The organism is Gemmiger formicilis (assembly GCF_900167555.1).
In the GTDB taxonomy this organism is placed as follows: domain Bacteria; phylum Bacillota; class Clostridia; order Oscillospirales; family Ruminococcaceae; genus Gemmiger; species Gemmiger formicilis.
Map to the genome: position 1 here is coordinate 16,223 of NZ_FUYF01000017.1, position 17,125 is coordinate 33,347.

The 17,125-nt window shown below is 51.0% G+C and carries 12 protein-coding genes; 4 read left to right on the forward strand and 8 right to left on the reverse strand.

What is annotated here, in order from left to right:
- Window positions 1-3: 3 nt before the first annotated feature.
- From gnpA to B5D32_RS11570, 5 genes are all read right to left on the reverse strand, one after another.
- Window positions 4-2,172: a 1,3-beta-galactosyl-N-acetylhexosamine phosphorylase gene (gnpA, locus tag B5D32_RS11550; RefSeq protein WP_078785181.1), complete on the reverse strand. Its 2,169-nt coding sequence runs from the start codon at window positions 2,170-2,172 to the stop codon at window positions 4-6.
- Window positions 2,169-4,334: a glycosyl hydrolase family 95 catalytic domain-containing protein gene (locus tag B5D32_RS11555; RefSeq protein WP_078785182.1), complete on the reverse strand. Its 2,166-nt coding sequence runs from the start codon at window positions 4,332-4,334 to the stop codon at window positions 2,169-2,171. The genes gnpA and B5D32_RS11555 overlap by 4 nt, the downstream gene beginning before the upstream one ends.
- A 29-nt stretch (window positions 4,335-4,363) precedes the next feature.
- The gene (locus B5D32_RS11560; protein WP_078785183.1) at window positions 4,364-5,218 is read right to left on the reverse strand and encodes a carbohydrate ABC transporter permease; all 855 of its coding nucleotides are present in this window, start codon (window positions 5,216-5,218) and stop codon (window positions 4,364-4,366) included.
- 1 nt (window position 5,219) lies between these two features.
- A complete protein-coding gene (locus tag B5D32_RS11565) occupies window positions 5,220-6,134 on the reverse strand; it encodes a carbohydrate ABC transporter permease (RefSeq protein ID WP_242943454.1) in 915 nt (304 codons plus the stop codon).
- A 97-nt stretch (window positions 6,135-6,231) separates the two neighbouring features.
- Complete coding sequence (locus tag B5D32_RS11570; RefSeq protein ID WP_078785184.1) at window positions 6,232-7,635, reverse strand: carbohydrate ABC transporter substrate-binding protein; 1,404 nt, start codon at window positions 7,633-7,635, stop codon at window positions 6,232-6,234.
- A gap of 555 nt (window positions 7,636-8,190) precedes the next feature.
- Between B5D32_RS11570 and B5D32_RS11575 the strand changes: the two genes are divergently transcribed.
- The 4 genes from B5D32_RS11575 (at window position 8,191) to B5D32_RS15685 (ending at window position 13,522) form a co-directional block, all read left to right on the forward strand.
- On the forward strand, window positions 8,191-9,627 hold the full coding sequence (locus B5D32_RS11575; protein WP_242943455.1) for a sensor histidine kinase: 1,437 nt from the start codon (window positions 8,191-8,193) through the stop codon (window positions 9,625-9,627).
- A gap of 9 nt (window positions 9,628-9,636) precedes the next feature.
- Window positions 9,637-11,190, forward strand: coding sequence for a response regulator (locus tag B5D32_RS11580; protein ID WP_078785186.1), 1,554 nt, complete (start codon window positions 9,637-9,639; stop codon window positions 11,188-11,190).
- Window positions 11,191-11,398: 208 nt separating this feature from the next.
- Window positions 11,399-12,742, forward strand: a complete 1,344-nt coding sequence (locus tag B5D32_RS11585) for a hypothetical protein (RefSeq protein ID WP_078785187.1) — start codon at window positions 11,399-11,401, stop codon at window positions 12,740-12,742.
- Window positions 12,743-13,066: 324 nt separating this feature from the next.
- The gene (locus B5D32_RS15685; RefSeq protein ID WP_159447035.1) at window positions 13,067-13,522 is read left to right on the forward strand and encodes a M23 family metallopeptidase; all 456 of its coding nucleotides are present in this window, start codon (window positions 13,067-13,069) and stop codon (window positions 13,520-13,522) included.
- Between the two features lie 121 nt (window positions 13,523-13,643).
- On the opposite strand, the gene B5D32_RS14985 is transcribed toward B5D32_RS15685, so the two are convergent.
- From B5D32_RS14985 to B5D32_RS11600, 3 genes are all read right to left on the reverse strand, one after another.
- A complete protein-coding gene (locus B5D32_RS14985) occupies window positions 13,644-14,447 on the reverse strand; it encodes a hypothetical protein (RefSeq protein WP_143402745.1) in 804 nt (267 codons plus the stop codon).
- Entirely contained in the window at window positions 14,444-14,758 is a 315-nt protein-coding gene (locus B5D32_RS14990; protein WP_143402746.1) for a hypothetical protein, read from the reverse strand. Before B5D32_RS14990 ends, B5D32_RS14985 begins: the two co-directional genes overlap by 4 nt.
- Window positions 14,759-14,930: 172 nt before the next feature.
- Window positions 14,931-17,102, reverse strand: coding sequence for an extracellular solute-binding protein (locus B5D32_RS11600; RefSeq protein WP_078785190.1), 2,172 nt, complete (start codon window positions 17,100-17,102; stop codon window positions 14,931-14,933).
- Window positions 17,103-17,125 lie beyond the last annotated feature (23 nt).

Here is a 17,125-nt window from a genome sequence, read left to right on the forward strand (position 1 = left end):
CTATTACCCCTCAATGCTGTACCACTTGATCTCGTTGGCGTCCAGATGCAGGTCAAAACTGCTGCCGTCGCCGGTGTAAACCGTGGTATCCTGCGGCTCGTAGGTGTTGTTGACCACACAGTACTTGCCGTTCTTGACGTAGGCATGAACTTCCACGTTGTAGTTCGTGCTGAACCACTTGTGCAGGTCAGCTTCATCGTGGGCGGCCCACAGAATGGCGCGGTACAGCACGCGGTTGTTCACGAAGCTGTAGGGCAGACCGCTGATATAGACGCCGCGGCCCTGGCCGTATTCGTGGGCGGCCATCTGGACTTCTTTGTCACGCTGAATGAGGATTTCGGTGCCTTCCAGCGCGAAGATACTCTTTTTGCCCTCGCCAAAGTCCACGTCATGGTCGGGGCAGTCGGCCAGAATAAAGTGGTCGCGGTGCTCGTCCCAGTTGTACTTGTCGTAGTTCAAGGTAAAGCCGGTTTCCTTCTCCACGCCAAGCGGCGCGGCCAGCTGCAAATAACGGCCCTGATACTGATGGCCGCCCGGCTCGCCGACACCGATCAGACCGCCGCCGCGATGGACAAAGCCCTTGACGGTAGCGGAAACATCCGGATCCTCCCAAACCTTGCCGCCGGTGTGGGCGGTGTCGCCGTCACCGACGTTGATGAGGACGTCAATGCCGTCCAGCACCTTCGGGTCAGCCTTGATGTCGTCAAAGCTGATGAACTTCACATCAAACGGCGCACCGGACAGCGCCTCGATAACGCCCGCATAGCTGTAATTCTGCTTCTGGTACAGCGCATGGTGGACCATGTGGCAGCCCCAGGCGCGCTGCTGCCCCCAGCTGTTCAGAACAGCCACGGTCTTGACGCAGTAGGGCGTGGTACCCTTGATGTTCTCGTACAGCTCGCGGAACTCGTTGCAGACGCTCTCGACATAATCGAGAAATTCCGGGAACTCGCAGGCCAGCTTCAGGTAACCGCCGTAGCCGATGCGGTCAATGGGCTTGCGCAGGATGGCGCGGCGCGCGGTGACCCAGTTTTCCTTGGCCTCGCGCACAGGGTCGCCGCCCTCGTGGAAGGTATCGGGGAAGAAGTAGGGCAGGAAGCGGCCCTCGGTGTACTTGACACCGGGGATGTCGGAAATCAGGCGCAGGGTGCTGCCGTTGCCGACACTGCCGACAATGGCATCCACGCCGGACTTCTGGAATTCGGGCATGAACGGCTCGCAGCCAATCCAGTGGTCGCCCAGGAACATCATGGCTTCCTTGCCGTAGGCGTGGACGATGTCGGTCATTTCCTTCATCAGCCCGGCGACCTCGCGGCGCTGGAATGCCTGAAAATCCTTGTATTCCTTGCTGGGCACGCGGTACTGGTTGTTATAGTAGCCCTGGTCGATGATGAACTCGGGGCGAAATTTGTAGCCGACTTCTTTTTCAAACTGTTCCAGAATGTAGGGAGAAACGGAGGCAGAATAGCCGTACCAGTCCACATACTTCTCGCGGCGCAGCTCGTCAAACACCAGCGTGAACAAGTGGAAGAAGGTCGTAAAGCGAACGACATTGACATAGGGGTGGCTTTCGAGATATTCGCGCAGGCGGCGCATCGTGTAGGCGTGGGTCTTGGGCTGGCGCACATCGAACGGGATCTGGTGTTCGACATCCTTCCAGTCATTGATGACCGAGTTGTACATGTGGACGGGGTCCCAGATCAGGTACGCCAAAAAGCTGACCGTGTACTCATGGTAGGCAGCGGGGGCATCGATGGCAACGCTTTCGCTGGCGGCATCATAGTGCCAGTCGGCGGTGGGGACAGGCTCACCCGTCGTGCGATCTATGACCTCCCACCAGCGGGCAATATCATCGTGGTCGTTGACCTTCATCAGCTCACGGCTGATGCCGGTCATCAGAGGGATGGTCAGCGCGCCGTCCTCGGCGGTGTAGAACGGGGTCATAATGTAGCACTGCTGCGTTTCATCGGGGTTCGCCTTCGCCCAGGCGTTGTCCTTGCGGGTGGTGTAATAGGTGGCGTAGATCTTGGCTCCGGTGTCCTTCAGCTCCTGCGGGAATTCGGTGCCGTCGCAGTCGCGGATGGCATCCGCGCCCCAGCGCTTGAGCAGGTCAAGGGTTTCGGGTACTGCGTCCATATCGGTGGGAATCGTTACACGACCTTTGGTATTCATTTCTTATTTTCCTCCGTCCATTGGTAAGATTGAGCTTGTCCGGCCTGCAAGGTGACCCAGCAATGCGTGTTGCAAAGATACCAGCTTCCGTCCTGTGTTGCTTTTACGGTAAGGCTGTGCTTGCCGTCTGCTGTCCGCTGATAAGAAATCAGCAGACCATTTTCTGCCCGCAAATTCTGAAATGCAACAGGTTCATTTTTCCAGCCCTGCGGGCAGGCCGGTAAAACCTCGATATGATTCTTTTCGGAACGCAACAGCATTTTCTGTACGGCGTGTGCCGCCAGAAAATCCGCTTCCAGCGTAAAGGGGCGATAGTGGAAATCACAAACGCCGCTGTTTTTGTAGTCGCCGTTCAAATGGAATCCGTTCGGGCTCAGGAAATGCTCTGCGAAGCGGTGCAGTTCATACAAAGCACCATTTCCATCGCTGCGGGCGATTTGCAAAAGTGCCATCCAGCCGAAGGAGAATCCTACCCACTGCCCGCTGCCGAGATGTACAAGATGGTCTACCGTTGCATCTATTACGCTTCGATCCTGCGGGTTTTCATAGCTCAGCATACACAGCGGTTCGATTGCCATAGCGTGAGAAAAATGGCGGTGCGTTTCCTGCAAGGTTTCATCAGGTGAAAGCATCAGCCCGGTTTCTGTATCTACGCTCAACGGAGCAAGTTTGGCCTCCATTGCATGCCAATAGCCGCGGGGGTTGCCAAGCTGGTACTCGATCTGTACCAGAGTGTGGAACAGATAGTGCAGCAGCGCTAGATCATAGTTGCTGTTAGGAGTCAGCCATGAGGCTGCCTCATCATCGTGAATTTCCGGTGAGGACGAGACCGGTAAAACCAGCTTTCCGTCCGGGCCTTCTTGGAGGAGTTCTTCCAGGCAGGCTGCCGTGGCGGTAAAGTAAGGCTCCACGCGGGTACGCAGAAACTCTTTATCCCCCGTCAGGCGGTAGTATTCATAAAACATCTGGCAGAGCCAGATTTGATTGGTCGGTGACAGGGAATACATCGGCCAGCCGCCGAGCGCTCCGCCGTCAATGTCCATGACACTGGGCAGGCACTCCCCTGCTGTGCCGTAAAATGCACGGGAAAACTTTGCCGCCTGCGGGCGCAGCGACCAGAGATAGTCGAGAAAAACCTTTCCCTGCTCCGGGTGGTTGGCAGTCAGATAGTGACAGTAGGTGAATTGGGTGTTGAGGTCGTTGTGGTAATCCCCTTTCCACGGTGGGAGCTGATTGTCATCCGCGCACCATACCCCTTGCAGCGGCATCGGGGCATTGCCCGGCTCGGAACCAGCTGCCAAAAAGTAATTGGCGCGGTACCAAAGCTGTTCGAGTGTTTCATCCGACAGCTGCAAACTGCTTTTCCCCCAGTATTGCTGCCACCAGCGTTTATGCTGTTGCAGCAACTTCTCGGCGCCCATATCTTCTGCTGCACATAGTTCCAGCTTCGCCAGTCGGCTTGCTTTTTCTACGTTTTCTGCCTGCACGGCGGTATAATACAGCGTTGTGCCGAATTTTTTGCAGAGCAGCGTATAGGCAGTCCGATCATCGACCTTTTGGGAAAAGCCAATCATGCCATCCTCTGTTTCGGGGATAGCATCCGGCAGGGCGAGCTGCTGCAAGCTGCCGGGAGACACGCTGTTGCCCGCTTCGGCTGCCTGCGTGCCATTCCCGAAAGAGAGGCGCTCCACCGTGAGCTCTGCATCCCGGTACGCCTCCGGCAGCATCAGTACCCCAACAGGCCGCCCCATACAGAGGAAAGCACGCAGAATGGTTGTACCCTTTTGCGAAAAGGATGCCACCGCTGTACCCAAATCAAGGCTTGCCTGATAGCTGCCCTGCGGCAGTCCATCCAAGAACAAGTGTCCCGCGGGGATTTTTGTAGGTGTCGGGCGGGCATAGGGCGTATCAAAGATACGGCGTGTTTCTGCCACATCGCCTTTCCGTGCAAGCTCTACCAGTTTTGCATAAGTAAATTCTTTATCGAGTTTTTCCTCCGGGCGGCGGCGCAGCCACAGTCCGGCAATGTCCACGGAAATGCGCAGGTGCTCCATCGGCCCCCAAAAAAGAGAACCGAGTATGCCGTTCCCCAGTGGAATTGCTTCATCCCAGCGGGGTATTGGGCCGGTCAAATTGATGTTGCAATGTTTCGGGGGCAGCATATCGGTTCTCCTAACCTATTCGATTTTGTTTAGCCCTTAACGCCGCCGACGCTCAAGCCCTGCACGAGCTGCTTCTGGCCGACGATGAAGAGGATGACAGTGGGAATCAGTGCCAACACGAGGGCTGCGAACAGCGCGCCCCAGTCGGTAGCGTAGCGCTGGATCTCATACAGGTTGGCAAGGCCGACAGGCAGCGTAGCCTTGGTCGGATCGGTAACCATAACGAGAGCCACCGGGTACTCGTTCCATGCAGCCATAGCGGAGATCATGCAGACCGTCACGATGCCGGGTTTGCACATAGGAATGATAATGCTCGTCAGAATGCGGAACGGACCGCAGCCGTCGATCATGGCAGCTTCCTCGTAATCGCGCGGGATGCTGCGAAGGAAGCCGGTCAACAGGAAGATTGCGAACGGGAACTGCATGGTTGCATACAGCACACCCAGCGCCGTCAGGCTGTTGAGCAGGTTCAGCTTGTTCATCTGCAAGAACAGCGGGATCATAATATAAGTAGCCTGAATGAAGATGGCCGCCATGTAGATGTTCAAAATCAACTTCGCGCCGGGGAACTTATACCGCACAAGGCAGTAGGAGCACGGCACAACGCAGACTACAATAATGACCAGCGTTTCCAGCACGACATAAATCGAGTTGCCGATATTGGCAGCAAGGTTAGACTTTTCATAAGCGCGGGCGTAGTTATCCCACGCGAAGCCCTGCGGCCATGCAAAGGGATCCGTCAGAAATTCAGTGCTGGTTTTGAACGAAGAAACGACGTTCCACGCCAGAGGGTACAGCATGATAATGGCAACCAAAATCAGGAACAGGCGCGTCACCCACTTGATGACCTTTGCTCTGATTTTGCTTTTTTCATTTTGTGTCATATTACTGACCTCCTTCGGAAGCATCGGTCAATTTGCGGGACAGCATGGACAGCGCCACGGAGATAGCAAGCGTAAAGACCGTGATGGCCATGGCATAGCCAAAGTTGCCGTTGACAAAGCCCTGCGTGTACATATATTGCAGCAGAACGCTGGATGCACCGTTAGGACCGCCGCCGGTCATGACCTGCGAGAGAACAAAGCTCAGGTTGATGGTGCCGGAAAGCGCCAGAACAAAGGTGATGCCGATAATATCTTTCATCAGAGGCATCGTAATACTGACGAGCTTGCGCCATGCGCTGGCACCGTCCAGCGTTGCGGACTCGTAGATTTCCGGCGAAATGCCGTCCATCGCCGCGATATGCATGACCATGTAATAGCCGGCAGCCTGCCACAGCAGCGTGAACGCGATGCACCAAAGTGCGGTCTTGCTGTCGCCCAGCCAGGAACGCTGCAAGCTCTCTAGCCCGACAGCACCGAGAATCTTATTGACGATGCCCACATTCGGGTGGAACACAAAACTCCAGATAATACCTACAACGGTCAGAGAAACGATGTTCGGGAAATAGAAAATCGTGCGATACAAGACCATTTCTTTCAGCTTGCACTGGTTCAAAACGAATGCCAGCACCAGACTACAGAAAATTGTGATAACGGGAACAACCGCCATCAGCTTTGCTGTGTTTATAAGTGCTTGAATGAAAGATTTGTCGTGGAACATATAGATATAGTTATCCAGTCCCACAAATTTGTTGTTAAGCCCCAGAGAGGTCGCATTGGTAAAAGAAAGATATAATGCCTGCGCCGTAGGCCAGATCGTGAACATAAGAGTTAGGATCACGGCAGGCAGAACGCTGATGCAGACAAACAGTACAGGAAGTGGCTGCGCCTTTTTTTGGCGATTTTGGCGGTTTTTCAAACAAGTTTCCCCCTTAAAAAGAACCCTGCCAAGTTCGCATGGCGTTTACTCGGCAGGGTCAATCTTACTTTGGTCAGTGGAAATTCAGCAATTCAGCTTACTTGGAAGCAGCAATCTCCTTGAAAGCAGCCTCGATGCCGTCACGCCACTGCTCGGCAGTCATGTCACCATTCATAACGTCACTGGCAACATTGAAGACGGAATCAGCGATAACGACCTTGCTGGTGTCGGGCATTGCATCCCAACCGAAGACCATGAACGTGCCTTCCTGATAGATGTCGTTCATGTTGTAGACACCATCGGTAACGATGCCCTTGACCATCTCGTTGGCCTTCTTCAGAGCGTAGATGCCGTTGGCTTTTTCTGCGAACAGCTTAACGGAATCCTCAGTGTACAGGAAGCGCAGGAACTCTTTTGCCAGTTCGGGGTTCTTGGCGTTGGCAGGAATCTCAAACTGCTCAACGGAGCTCATAACATAGCGGGTCTCGCCGTCATCCAGAACGGGTGCGCAGGTCAGACCAAACTCAAAGCCGTCAGCACGGGGAGCATCGGCCATTTCGCCTTCCATCCAGTTGCCGTTGGGGATGAACAGAGCCTTGTTCATCATCATGTCAGTCTGGCTCTGGGTATGGTTCAGAGCAACGGTGCCATCCATCAGGTAGCCATCGGTGCCGATCTTTGCCATGTTCTGGAAGACCTTGAGGGCCTCATCAGAGCTGAGGGAGCCGGGCGTGTAGGAGGCGATTGCCTTCATGTTGTCGATGCCGGTGGCAGAAGCCAGCGCGGGCCACAGCATGCTTTCGAGGTAGCCGGGGTAGATGCCCTGATAGGTAAACAGCGCGATACCCTTTTCCTTGGCCTTTTCGCCCAGTTCAAAGAAGTCATCCCAGGTCACAGGCGTTTCCCAGCCGTTCTCTTCGAACAGGGTCTTGTTGTAAACCAGACCCATCGGGCTGGCATCAAACGGGGCAATGTAGATTTTGCCATCGCCGTAGGGAGAGCACTTGGCAGAATCCAGCAGACCATCGATAACCTGATCCTTCAGCGGGGTGTCATCATCAATGCCGCCCTCTTCAAAGACATCGGACAGATCCATCAGCGCATGCTCCTTGACCATAGAGGAAATCAGGCCGGTGGAGTCGTTGTCGTTCATCGAGATGAAGTCGGGAACATTGCCTGCCACGATCTGCGGGCGGATGATGTCGCCGATCTTCGGGCTGATCTGCATATTGACAGTAACGCCGGGATAAGCGGCCTCAAAGCGTTTGATGATTTCGTCCCAGTACTCGGAACCGTAGCCGCCCTCGAACACCGCGATGTTCAGTTCATTGTTCTCAAAGGTCTTCTCACCGGTAGAGGCTTCGCTGGTAGCGGCGGACGTTGCTTCGGAAGAAGCGGCCTCACTGGATGCTGCCGCGCTGGAAGATGCTGCGCTGCCGCAGCCTGCCAGACAGGTAGCTGCCATTGCAGTGGCAAGCATCATGCTGATTGCTTTTTTCATAGTTTTCCTCCTAAAAATTATTCCTTCTTTGTTTGGGATGCGGCTCATCTGTCGTTCCCTGATTGCACTCTTATTATATCGGGCAAGCCGGATTTGATAAATGTATTCCCTTTACTTAAAGATGGATTTTATTGACTTTTTCTGTCGTTGCCCTTATAATTCAGGTAATGTATGGATAGATTGTAGTCACTTTGCACAAACGGAGGCCTATATATGTCACTAAATGCACAAAAAACGCGTGAGTTTTTCCCCAATGTGTTGCGACGAATCAAACTTCGCACCCGTCTGTTTGTGACATTTTTGATTATTTCTCTTGTTCCCGTCATCACGATTGGTATTTTTTCTTACCATGCATACACCCAATCCATGAACGAAAAGGTCAAACAGGCTGCCTTACAATCTATCGAACTACTCAATAATAATATGTCTACCCAGCTTGGCATTTATAGCGACTACATAGGTTCCATCTCCGTATCTGATACTGTACAGAATGGTGTCGCATCTGTCAATAATGGGCACCCCCTTACGAGTGATATTGTAAGCGGCATTGGTAAAATGATCGTCACAATTCCTTTTCAGAGCACACACCTTAAAAACATCCGCGTCGTTTCCAATGACCGCACAGTCATCTACGATTTGGGCTATGACGATATTACACCCCAGCGTTTTAATGAATTGCTGGATAATATTGAAGCCGCCTCTCCGCAGGATAGTCTGCAATACATCCACACTTACCGCGCCAACGATAAAATTGTCATTGGCCGTAAAATCTATGATATGCACCACACCAGCACGCCGCTGGGGTATATCATGCTGTACATTGACGAATCCCAGCTAAGCCGCTACATATTTACCGATGTTTCCTTTGGCGAGGGATCCAACTTCCTGCTGATCGATGCTGTCGGCAATGTGGTTTCTTCTCAGAACGCGGAACTGCTGGGAGAAGATTTGGCCGATGACCCGATTTTCCAGCAGATCACGGCGCATCGTCAGGCGGGTGAAAACAACTTTTTATGTGAGCTGAACGGCGTAGATACGCTGACGATTTTCAAATACAACACGACCTATAATGTATATCTGGCAGCCACAATTCCGCAGGCCTACATTACCAACGGCACAAAAACCATCAATATGATGCTCATCGCGCTGGCCGCAGTGCTGGTCGTTGTCAGCTTGTTCCTGACACTGCTTGTCTATCGCAGCGTTATGCACCCTATTGACAACATGGTTGCCGCCTGCAATGCGAAAAGCGATGAGAAAATCGGGCTGAAAATCAATGATACCAGCCCCGACGAGCTCGGATTTCTGGCGCGCACCATCGACAACATGGTCAACGAAATTGGTCTGCTGGCGCAGCGCTGGAGCGATGATCAGCGCAAAATGCGCGAGTTGGAATTGCAGACCCTGCAATATCAAATCAACCCGCACTTCCTGTTCAATACCCTGAACACCTTAAAGTGGATCGCCACACTTAATCACGTCACCCCGGTCAGCCACGGCATTGATGCCCTCTCTTCCCTGCTGCAAAGCACCCTTATTAAAAAAGATGAACTGATTCCGTTTGACGATGAACTGCGCAACCTGAAAAACTACTGCGACATTCAGCAGCTGCGCTACGCAGGGCGCTTTGAGATGGAATACCAAATTGAAGATGCTGCCGGATACTGGACAGTACCGCGCTTTATTTTGCAGCCGCTTGTAGAGAACTCCATCCTGCACGGCACGGCGGATGAAGATGATTTTGTCACCATCACCGTCCGCGCCACTGTGAGCGAGAACCTGCTTAGCATTCATATCTCCGATACCGGCTGCGGTTTTGACCCCAGTGCCATCAAGGAGAAAAATTCTGAGCGCTTCTCCGGCATTGGATTGAGCAACGTAGATGAGCGTATGCGTCTGCATTACGGAAATGAATACGGTCTTACGATTGAAAGTGCCCCCGGCATCGGCACACAATGCATTCTCCGTATTCCAAATGAAGCCATTCGTTGAGGTAACACAATGTATAATTTATTGCTTGTAGATGATGAGCCACTGATTAAGGTTGCTTTCCAGTCCGCCGTGGAGTGGGGCAAGAACGGATTCCTGCTGGCGGCAACAGCCAGTAATGGGCAGGAAGCGCTGCACATTGTAGAGACACAGCACATTGATGCGGTTATCACGGACTTGAAAATGCCCGGTATGGATGGGCTTGCACTCATTCATGAATTGAAAAAGCGCAGCTTTACCGGCCCGATTTTGGTATTGAGCAACTATTCCGATTTCGATTCCGTGCGCACAGCCCTAACGGACGGCGCTTATGACTACTTCCTGAAAATCAATATGAACGGGGAAAGCATCGGTGAACATCTGAAAAAGATGGCCGATTTGCTTCGTGTCCAGCAGCAGCGCCAGACGGAGGAGGACCACCGATCCTTTGCCATTGAAGCGCAGAAAAAGGAGAACGCCCTGATTCACTGCGCCCAATGGGTAACGTCCACTGCTGAGCCCTCCCCTGCTTCTAATCCGTTTTCCATGCTGCCGGAGCCGCTGTCCTTTCCTATCCGGCTGTTTACCGTCACTTTAATTCCCGCAAAAACTCATCCTATGCCCGCGCTGGATGCTGTGACCGACTTAATTACCGAGGTTTTCGATGAAATCAGCGGCAAAGTATTTCTGCACACCCATGAGGATGAAATCTGCGGGCTGATCAGCAATGAAAGCCTTGTAGCCTCCGGGCGCACTCTGGATAAGAAACTTGCCCGCTTGCAACGGCAGGTCACAACATATTTTCTGGATGCGCCAGTCATCATCTACCACGACAAGCCCATTTCACTGGCTGAACTCCGCCAAGGCTACCAGCTGTGTGAGGATTCTAAGGCGCTCGCCTTTTATGTGGGGTGCAGCGCTCCCATAAAGGCAACGGCACACACAGTTACCGCCCAACCCTTCCATGTCTCTCAGGCAGAACTGTCCAAGGCCACCGCAGCAGCAGCGCAAAATGCCGATGAATTGCAGATGCAGATTGCTGTTCATACTTTCTTCCAGAATTGTGCGGCACTCTGTATGCCGCCGCAGCGCGTCCGTGAAGCCTGCCATCTGTTGCTGGAGCGTCCCGGCGATAATATGATTCCGCAGGAGACACTGGAGCAAACCTTTAAAGAAATAGAAAAAGCCCCCACTGCGGAGGCTCTTGAACAACTGCTCTGCTTGATTTTGCAGGAGCGCATAGGACTTAGCAAAATTGCCTTGAGCAAATTCAAAAAAGAGGTGCAGGCCGTCATCATCTATGTAAACGCGCATTATATGGACAAGCTGACGCTGGACGGCATTGCCGACTATGTAGGGCTGAACCGGGAATATCTGAGCCGCCTGTTCTCCAAAGAGACCGGCATCGGCCTGTTCCAGTACATCAACGAGGTGCGCATGAAACGCGCCGGTGAGATGATCCGCAGTAATAAGCAGGCCTATGTCAAGGAAGTAGCTGCCGCCGTAGGTTTTGATGACCCCTACTTCTTCTCGCGGAAGTTCAAAGAATTTTATGGGAAGACACCAAGCGAATATACGGAGGGGTAAAGGTTAAGATGGAACTCATGGAACGATATTAGGGGAACCCTTTTGTGCCGCTTTCAAAAGTGGCTTCTTGCTTTTTCTTTATAACTTCCTACCTTTTTTGTAGCGTAATATATAGATACTAATTCGGATATGGTATGATTAAGGAATAAGCGTTTTAGACATACTATCCATTCTTCTTTTACACAATATAATTTGATGAGGTAAAAATATGCTTTTTGATGAAAAAGACTTGAGCGTCTTTGATAACCCAGATTCTCGCTCTTATTTCAAAGAAATTCTGCAATCATATTATAGTCAAAATTACCGCGCAACAATTGTTTTGTTATACTCTTTTGTTATCTACGATCTGTTTATGAAATTGCAAACCATGGCAAATGAAGGTGATAGCAAAGCTAATAAAAAGCTTACAGACATTAATGCGATGATAGCGGATGACGAAAAGTACTCAAAGGTTGAAAACGAAATCATTCAATTTTTCAAGGATAATTGTCCTTTATATTTTAATAGGTTTATTGAGGATATAGATTATTTGAAAATTTGTAGAAACAAATGTGCTCATCTTAAAGTTGATGATAATACTTTGTATATTCCCAGTGACTATCATGCCAGAATGTTAATATGTTCAATGTATGATCATATTTTATCTGTTAAAGCCCCGTTTATTATGGATCTGTTTTCTATTGCTCAAGCAGATGTAGAGAACTACACAAATTCTATATCGTATATTTCTGATAGCCAGTTTGATGAGTCTATAAAAGCCAACATAGAGAATAAATACCTAAAACGTATGACGTATGATTCACTAAAGAAATCGTACAAAACATTTATACGGCTCCTATTTGTATCCGAAGATGAAAAGTGTATTGAAAACATCTACGGTTTATATGCGTTTGCCTATGTAATGACTGGTTACATACTAAGACACGGTTTTCAGGCTGTATTTAAAGAAGATTCGATACTAGACACTTTTTTGCGAATCCCGGTTAGTTCACTTGAAAACTCTTCCCCACGGAAAAATGCATTAATTAAAATTATTATGGATTATCCTATTATAATGGATATTGTAAGAGAAAATCAAAACATCTTTGCATACATAGTAGATCAATTTTTTAGTGTGCCACATCATTTAAAATATTATCATACATTTTATCCAAGAAGCGAAAAATCGGTTTATACATTCTTTAAGGAAGCCCCTGCCATACAACAATCTATAGATTCTGAAATTTTATATAATGCCGTTAAGGACTCTCCTGATTTTGATCTTGGCGAATTCTCTCTTTTGATGGTCAAAAAGATTCCAAATTTTTCTGGTTTTGATTCCGCTGATGGATTTATGAATTTCTTCACCGCACATCTGCAGGGCTTAACTATTTCAGAAATCAATTCTATAATGGCAGTATATTATAGAAACAATCAATGTACCCTTCGCGGAAGACATTCGTCTGATAATCGATTTGTCAAAAAGTATATAGAGACTCATGATCACACAGATGATGCTGAAGAGTCTCTGAATCAAGAAAATGTAAATCCAACGCCTACCTTAGATAAATAAGAAGCCTTCAATCATTTTTATTAGTTTGTCAGATAAGCTCATTTTTGCTATTGCAACCGCATGGTTAGTTGAGTTGTCGATTTTTGCTCTATCTGTGGTCAAACATGCAATTGGTGCGTTCTAATGATAGTTTAATCCTTACTTTGTTTCCCTTGTAAGCAAAGACTCTTAAATCAAAGTTTTCTGTCATGAAACCTGTACCTGACTCCGGCATCCAATTCGAGCGGTGCTGCTCTGACGTGGGAAAATGCATCCAATGCAGACAATCAGATTTGGCAGCTTTGCGCGTCCCAGTCCAGCGGTGGCGGCAGTACGGGCGATTATGTGTGGCCGACGAAGTCTACGCGTATCACACAGTCCTATTCCTCTGGACATACCGGTATTGATATCGGTGCAGTGACTGCTGGTGTTGAAGGTGATCCCATTTATGCATTCTGCTCTGGCAAGGTTAAGCGCGTATTTAACTGGAATGCCTCTCAGGGTACCTCCGGTAACGCATCCATGGGTAACTGCGTTTTTATCCAGAGCGCAAACCCGAAACCTAGCAATGGCGGCTCGTATTTGCGAACCATCTATATGCACATGCAGTCTGCACCGCTCGTAAGCGTAGGACAGTATGTCACCAAGGGGCAGATCATTGGCTATATGGGGAATACGGGCAATTCCTCGGCTGCTCATCTGCACTTTGCTATGCAGGCTAACAGTACCGATATGAACCCTGAAACGGGCACTGATCGGTATGTTGATCGTGATTGGATCAACCCGATGGCGTACTTCTAATAGAGAAAAGTACGCCCTAGCATAAGACAAGAGGCATTCTCCTACAAGGGGGATGCCTCTTGTCTTATGCTAGATGGCAGTTAAAAGATAAAGCGGTCTTACAAGATTGATGATGGGAAATTCATTGGGAAGTGATTGACTCTAGTTGATAAACGACATTCCCATCAGAATTATCAGTGTAAGTGAAGTGATAAACTAAGGCGCTTTTTTGTTTTGAGGAATCCTCAAATTGATTATCAGATGTTTCTGTAAAAACTAGAGCTTCAGAAGCCGCCGTATCGAACGTTACATCTGTTACCGTAATATCGCCGTAGGGGAGAGAGGTTTCTTGGCTGTAATAGCAAGTCCCGTTTTGCGGATCACCAAAGGGCCACTCGGTTATACTCGAAATAGAAAGATCAGAAAGCCCTAAATATAAATCGGCGGTTTGCAGAATATCGCTTTCGGGAATTTCCCAGAAAAAATTGGAATTCTGTGTATAAGAAGAACCCTCGCCGTTTCTTTCAAAAGTCTGGTATAGCAAAAAGAATGACAAAGAATAATCTAAAGGAATATCTTTGGTGCTTTGCATAGGGGAATGGAAAAAACGTCCCAAAGTTTGGGTATATAAAGCAAGATCGGATTTCTGCGCTTCATTATCAGGAAATACGGAAATTTGTTCATTTTGGGCGGGAGTACTCTCCGGAAGCACATCACCAGATGCCGACTCGACAGGTTCATCAACGGAAGCCGTGGCAGCAGGAGTTGGAGATGGGGGTGTTGAAGCGGATGTATCCGTCGAATTTGTGTCCGAATTGTTTTCTGAATTTGATAAAGGAGTGGATGATGCCGAGGACGATGCAGGTGTAATAGAAATGCTGCATCCCGACAGTAAGCAAGTGCATAATGCAATAGAAAGAATGGCTTTTGTGCTTTTCTGAGTCATAATCGAAATCCTCCTTCAATAATATCTAACCACAAACGGAAAAAGGACGTTTGTAGGGAAAATACGAAGATGTGCATAGAGATCGCAATGTATTTTATAATAGCGCCGTCACTCGTCGAAGACAACCGTTCCAGGGATAGAGTTTTGAGTAATGATAAAAAGTAGCACTGCAAATCCTCAAAACCATCTTCTCGATGTAAAATAAAGGCGTAGTGCTTCAATAGCGGTGTGAATTTTTGAACGAGTGTCCATGCTGCGGTTGAATCACCGGATTGGTATGCAACAATGCCTTGATAAATTTCCGGGACCATTTTCTTCTATCACCCCGAAGGGTAAGGAGAAAACAGCGGACGGTTTGTAAACGTAAGAAAAAAGAAATTAAATTATAGCAGTAAGACTTTGAAAATCGCCATTTGAAAAGCATCCACACAACGCCGCTATAATGCCAAGTAGAATGATTCGGCGATGCTGCTACTGCTTTGCTTATTGCTGCTCGGAAAAATAGAGTCCCAGGTTTTCCTCGATGCGCTGGACGGCGGTGTCCAGGTCGATCTCGTTGCCGTAGTAGTCAAACGCAGCCTCATGCGTTACATCATAAATCGTGGCAGAGCTGACGGACGGCGCGCCCAGCTCTTCGATCAGGGAATCCCAATCGCAGGTCAGCGGGTCGGCGGCGTAGGTCTGCTCCCCGTCCGCGATGGTCTGCGCCAGATAGGCGTTTTCCACATCCCGCTGTACCGAGAAGCCCTTGTAGAGGGAATTCAACTGCACAACGGGGTCTGTCAGCATGATTTGGACAAAAGCTTTTGCCAGTGTGGGGTTGGCGGCGTTAGCCGGGATGGAAACGATCTCTTTGGCCTCAAAGCCGCTGCCGGGCAGCGGCCGGATGGCAACGGCGGGGTAGCTCCAAAACAGCTTCAGCGCGTCGGAACGGCTGCTTACAACGCCGGTACCGCAGGGGTAACTCCCCTCGGCCACCTTGATCAGGCTCATGGCAAACTCCGACTGGGCCACGCTCTGTCCGTTGCCGCTGGCCATCACATACTCGTTGGTTTGGGCGGTGATCTGCTGGCCATCGATCATCTCTCTGGTGGATTGCAGGAATGCGCGCAGCGCGTCCTCGTCAATGCGCTTCTCCTCCGGGAAGAGCCCGGCGCTGGAGGCAATATAGAAGGAATCAAAAATATCCTCGTAGGAGGTGTTAAAAATCAGGCTTTGCTCCTGATAGAGCGCGGCCAGCGACGCCAGCGAGGCGTAGTCATCCACGTTGATCTCGCTGCTGCCGCTTACAAAAACCGGCACGCGGAACACCGACGGATAGGCGTAGGGCCTGCCGTCCAGCGAGTAGGCGGTCAGGATGTTTTCATAGTATCCGTCCATCGAAACAACACCATCCAGCGACGCCAGCACACCTTTCTCCATCAGCGAACGGATGGGCAGGCCGTCCAGAAAAAGCACGTCGGGCGCTTCACCGGCCAGCAGACGGGTGTTTAGATTCTTGATGATATCCTCGTCGGAAAGGGCCTGGCTGGTGGCATCGCGGCCAAATTCCAACTGAACGTCACAATCCGGGTACTGGTTGGCAAAGACCGCGGCGGCGCTGCGGATGACATCGCTGTCCTCCAGCGCCCAAATATACAGGCTTTGCGCTGCCTGTGTGGGCAGGGTGGCGTCCAACCGGATCAGGACAGTCAGCGGCGCGCCGTTCTGCAGGCAGGACACCAGGAAGGCGGCATCCCCCAGCGGGAGAATCTCATAGTCGGTGGTCTGCGGTGCGGCGTAGACAAAGCCTTTTTCCTGCACCATGGCCTGCTTGACCGAGGAACCAAAGCCCGCCTGAAAAACTCCGTCCATGGTGAGGAAAACGATCTGCTGGTTCTCGCCGTCCACCGCATAGGCGGCCACCTCCTGTGCCTCAGGAACAATCGCAAAGGAATCGGCCTTTTCACCGGAAGGAAGCGCATAGACATCCATCGTTCCGGCATTCCGGTTGCGCAGATACAGCCGGTTGCCCGATACCGCAAAGGTATAATCCACAACGCTGGGACGGATCGTGGCGGAAATATCCCCGCTCTGCCCGTCCACAATCTGCAGAACACAGCTTCCTGCGCCGTCCGCCAGGCAGACGACCGCATACCCCGGGGCGGCGGCAAAGTCGGTGATGTAGGGCGCGGTGCCGCCGGCAGGCGGCGTATCCGTCAACACTGTGCGGACGCTTCCCTGCGAATCGACGCGGTAGAGCGTCAACGCGCCGCCGGTCTCGGCGGCGGCCACCCACCACCGGCCGCTGCCGCCGTAACAGGCGGTCAGCGTTTCCACCTGCGTTTTGTCCAGCCCGTCCAGAAAGGCTTGTACGGTGGAGGGATCGATGGTTTCCCAGCCATCCCCCGTCCAGGAAAACGCCGCTGCGGTGTTTTGGGCGTCATTATACAGCGATAACGTGGGAACGCCGTCCAGCATCTGTAGCTTGGCGGGAGCGAAGCCGCTGTCCACCGCGGGGGTGACCTCCGTCTGGGTGTATTTTCCCGTGGCGTACTTCGTTTGGGAGGCCGTTCCCGGCTCCTCGGTTGAAGGAGCGGCGGAACACCCTGCCAGCGCCAGCAGCAAAGCCATGAGGGCGGCCAGCGGCGCAAGCCGTGATCGAATTCGGTTCATACAAATTCCTCCTGACGGGGCGG

What these genes read in the sequence shown, in the direction of transcription:
- B5D32_RS11600 (WP_078785190.1), bottom strand. Translation starts at nt 17,102, where the DNA reads ATGAACCGAATTCGATCACGGCTTGCGCCGCTGGCCGCCCTCATGGCT.
- B5D32_RS11570 (WP_078785184.1), bottom strand. Translation starts at nt 7,635, where the DNA reads ATGAAAAAAGCAATCAGCATGATGCTTGCCACTGCAATGGCAGCTACC.
- B5D32_RS11575 (WP_242943455.1), top strand. Translation starts at nt 8,191, where the DNA reads ATGATCGTCACAATTCCTTTTCAGAGCACACACCTTAAAAACATCCGC.
- B5D32_RS14990 (WP_143402746.1), bottom strand. Translation starts at nt 14,758, where the DNA reads ATGGTCCCGGAAATTTATCAAGGCATTGTTGCATACCAATCCGGTGAT.
- B5D32_RS11585 (WP_078785187.1), top strand. Translation starts at nt 11,399, where the DNA reads ATGCTTTTTGATGAAAAAGACTTGAGCGTCTTTGATAACCCAGATTCT.
- B5D32_RS11560 (WP_078785183.1), bottom strand. Translation starts at nt 5,218, where the DNA reads ATGACACAAAATGAAAAAAGCAAAATCAGAGCAAAGGTCATCAAGTGG.
- B5D32_RS11555 (WP_078785182.1), bottom strand. Translation starts at nt 4,334, where the DNA reads ATGCTGCCCCCGAAACATTGCAACATCAATTTGACCGGCCCAATACCC.
- B5D32_RS11580 (WP_078785186.1), top strand. Translation starts at nt 9,637, where the DNA reads ATGTATAATTTATTGCTTGTAGATGATGAGCCACTGATTAAGGTTGCT.
- B5D32_RS14985 (WP_143402745.1), bottom strand. Translation starts at nt 14,447, where the DNA reads ATGACTCAGAAAAGCACAAAAGCCATTCTTTCTATTGCATTATGCACT.
- gnpA (WP_078785181.1), bottom strand. Translation starts at nt 2,172, where the DNA reads ATGAATACCAAAGGTCGTGTAACGATTCCCACCGATATGGACGCAGTA.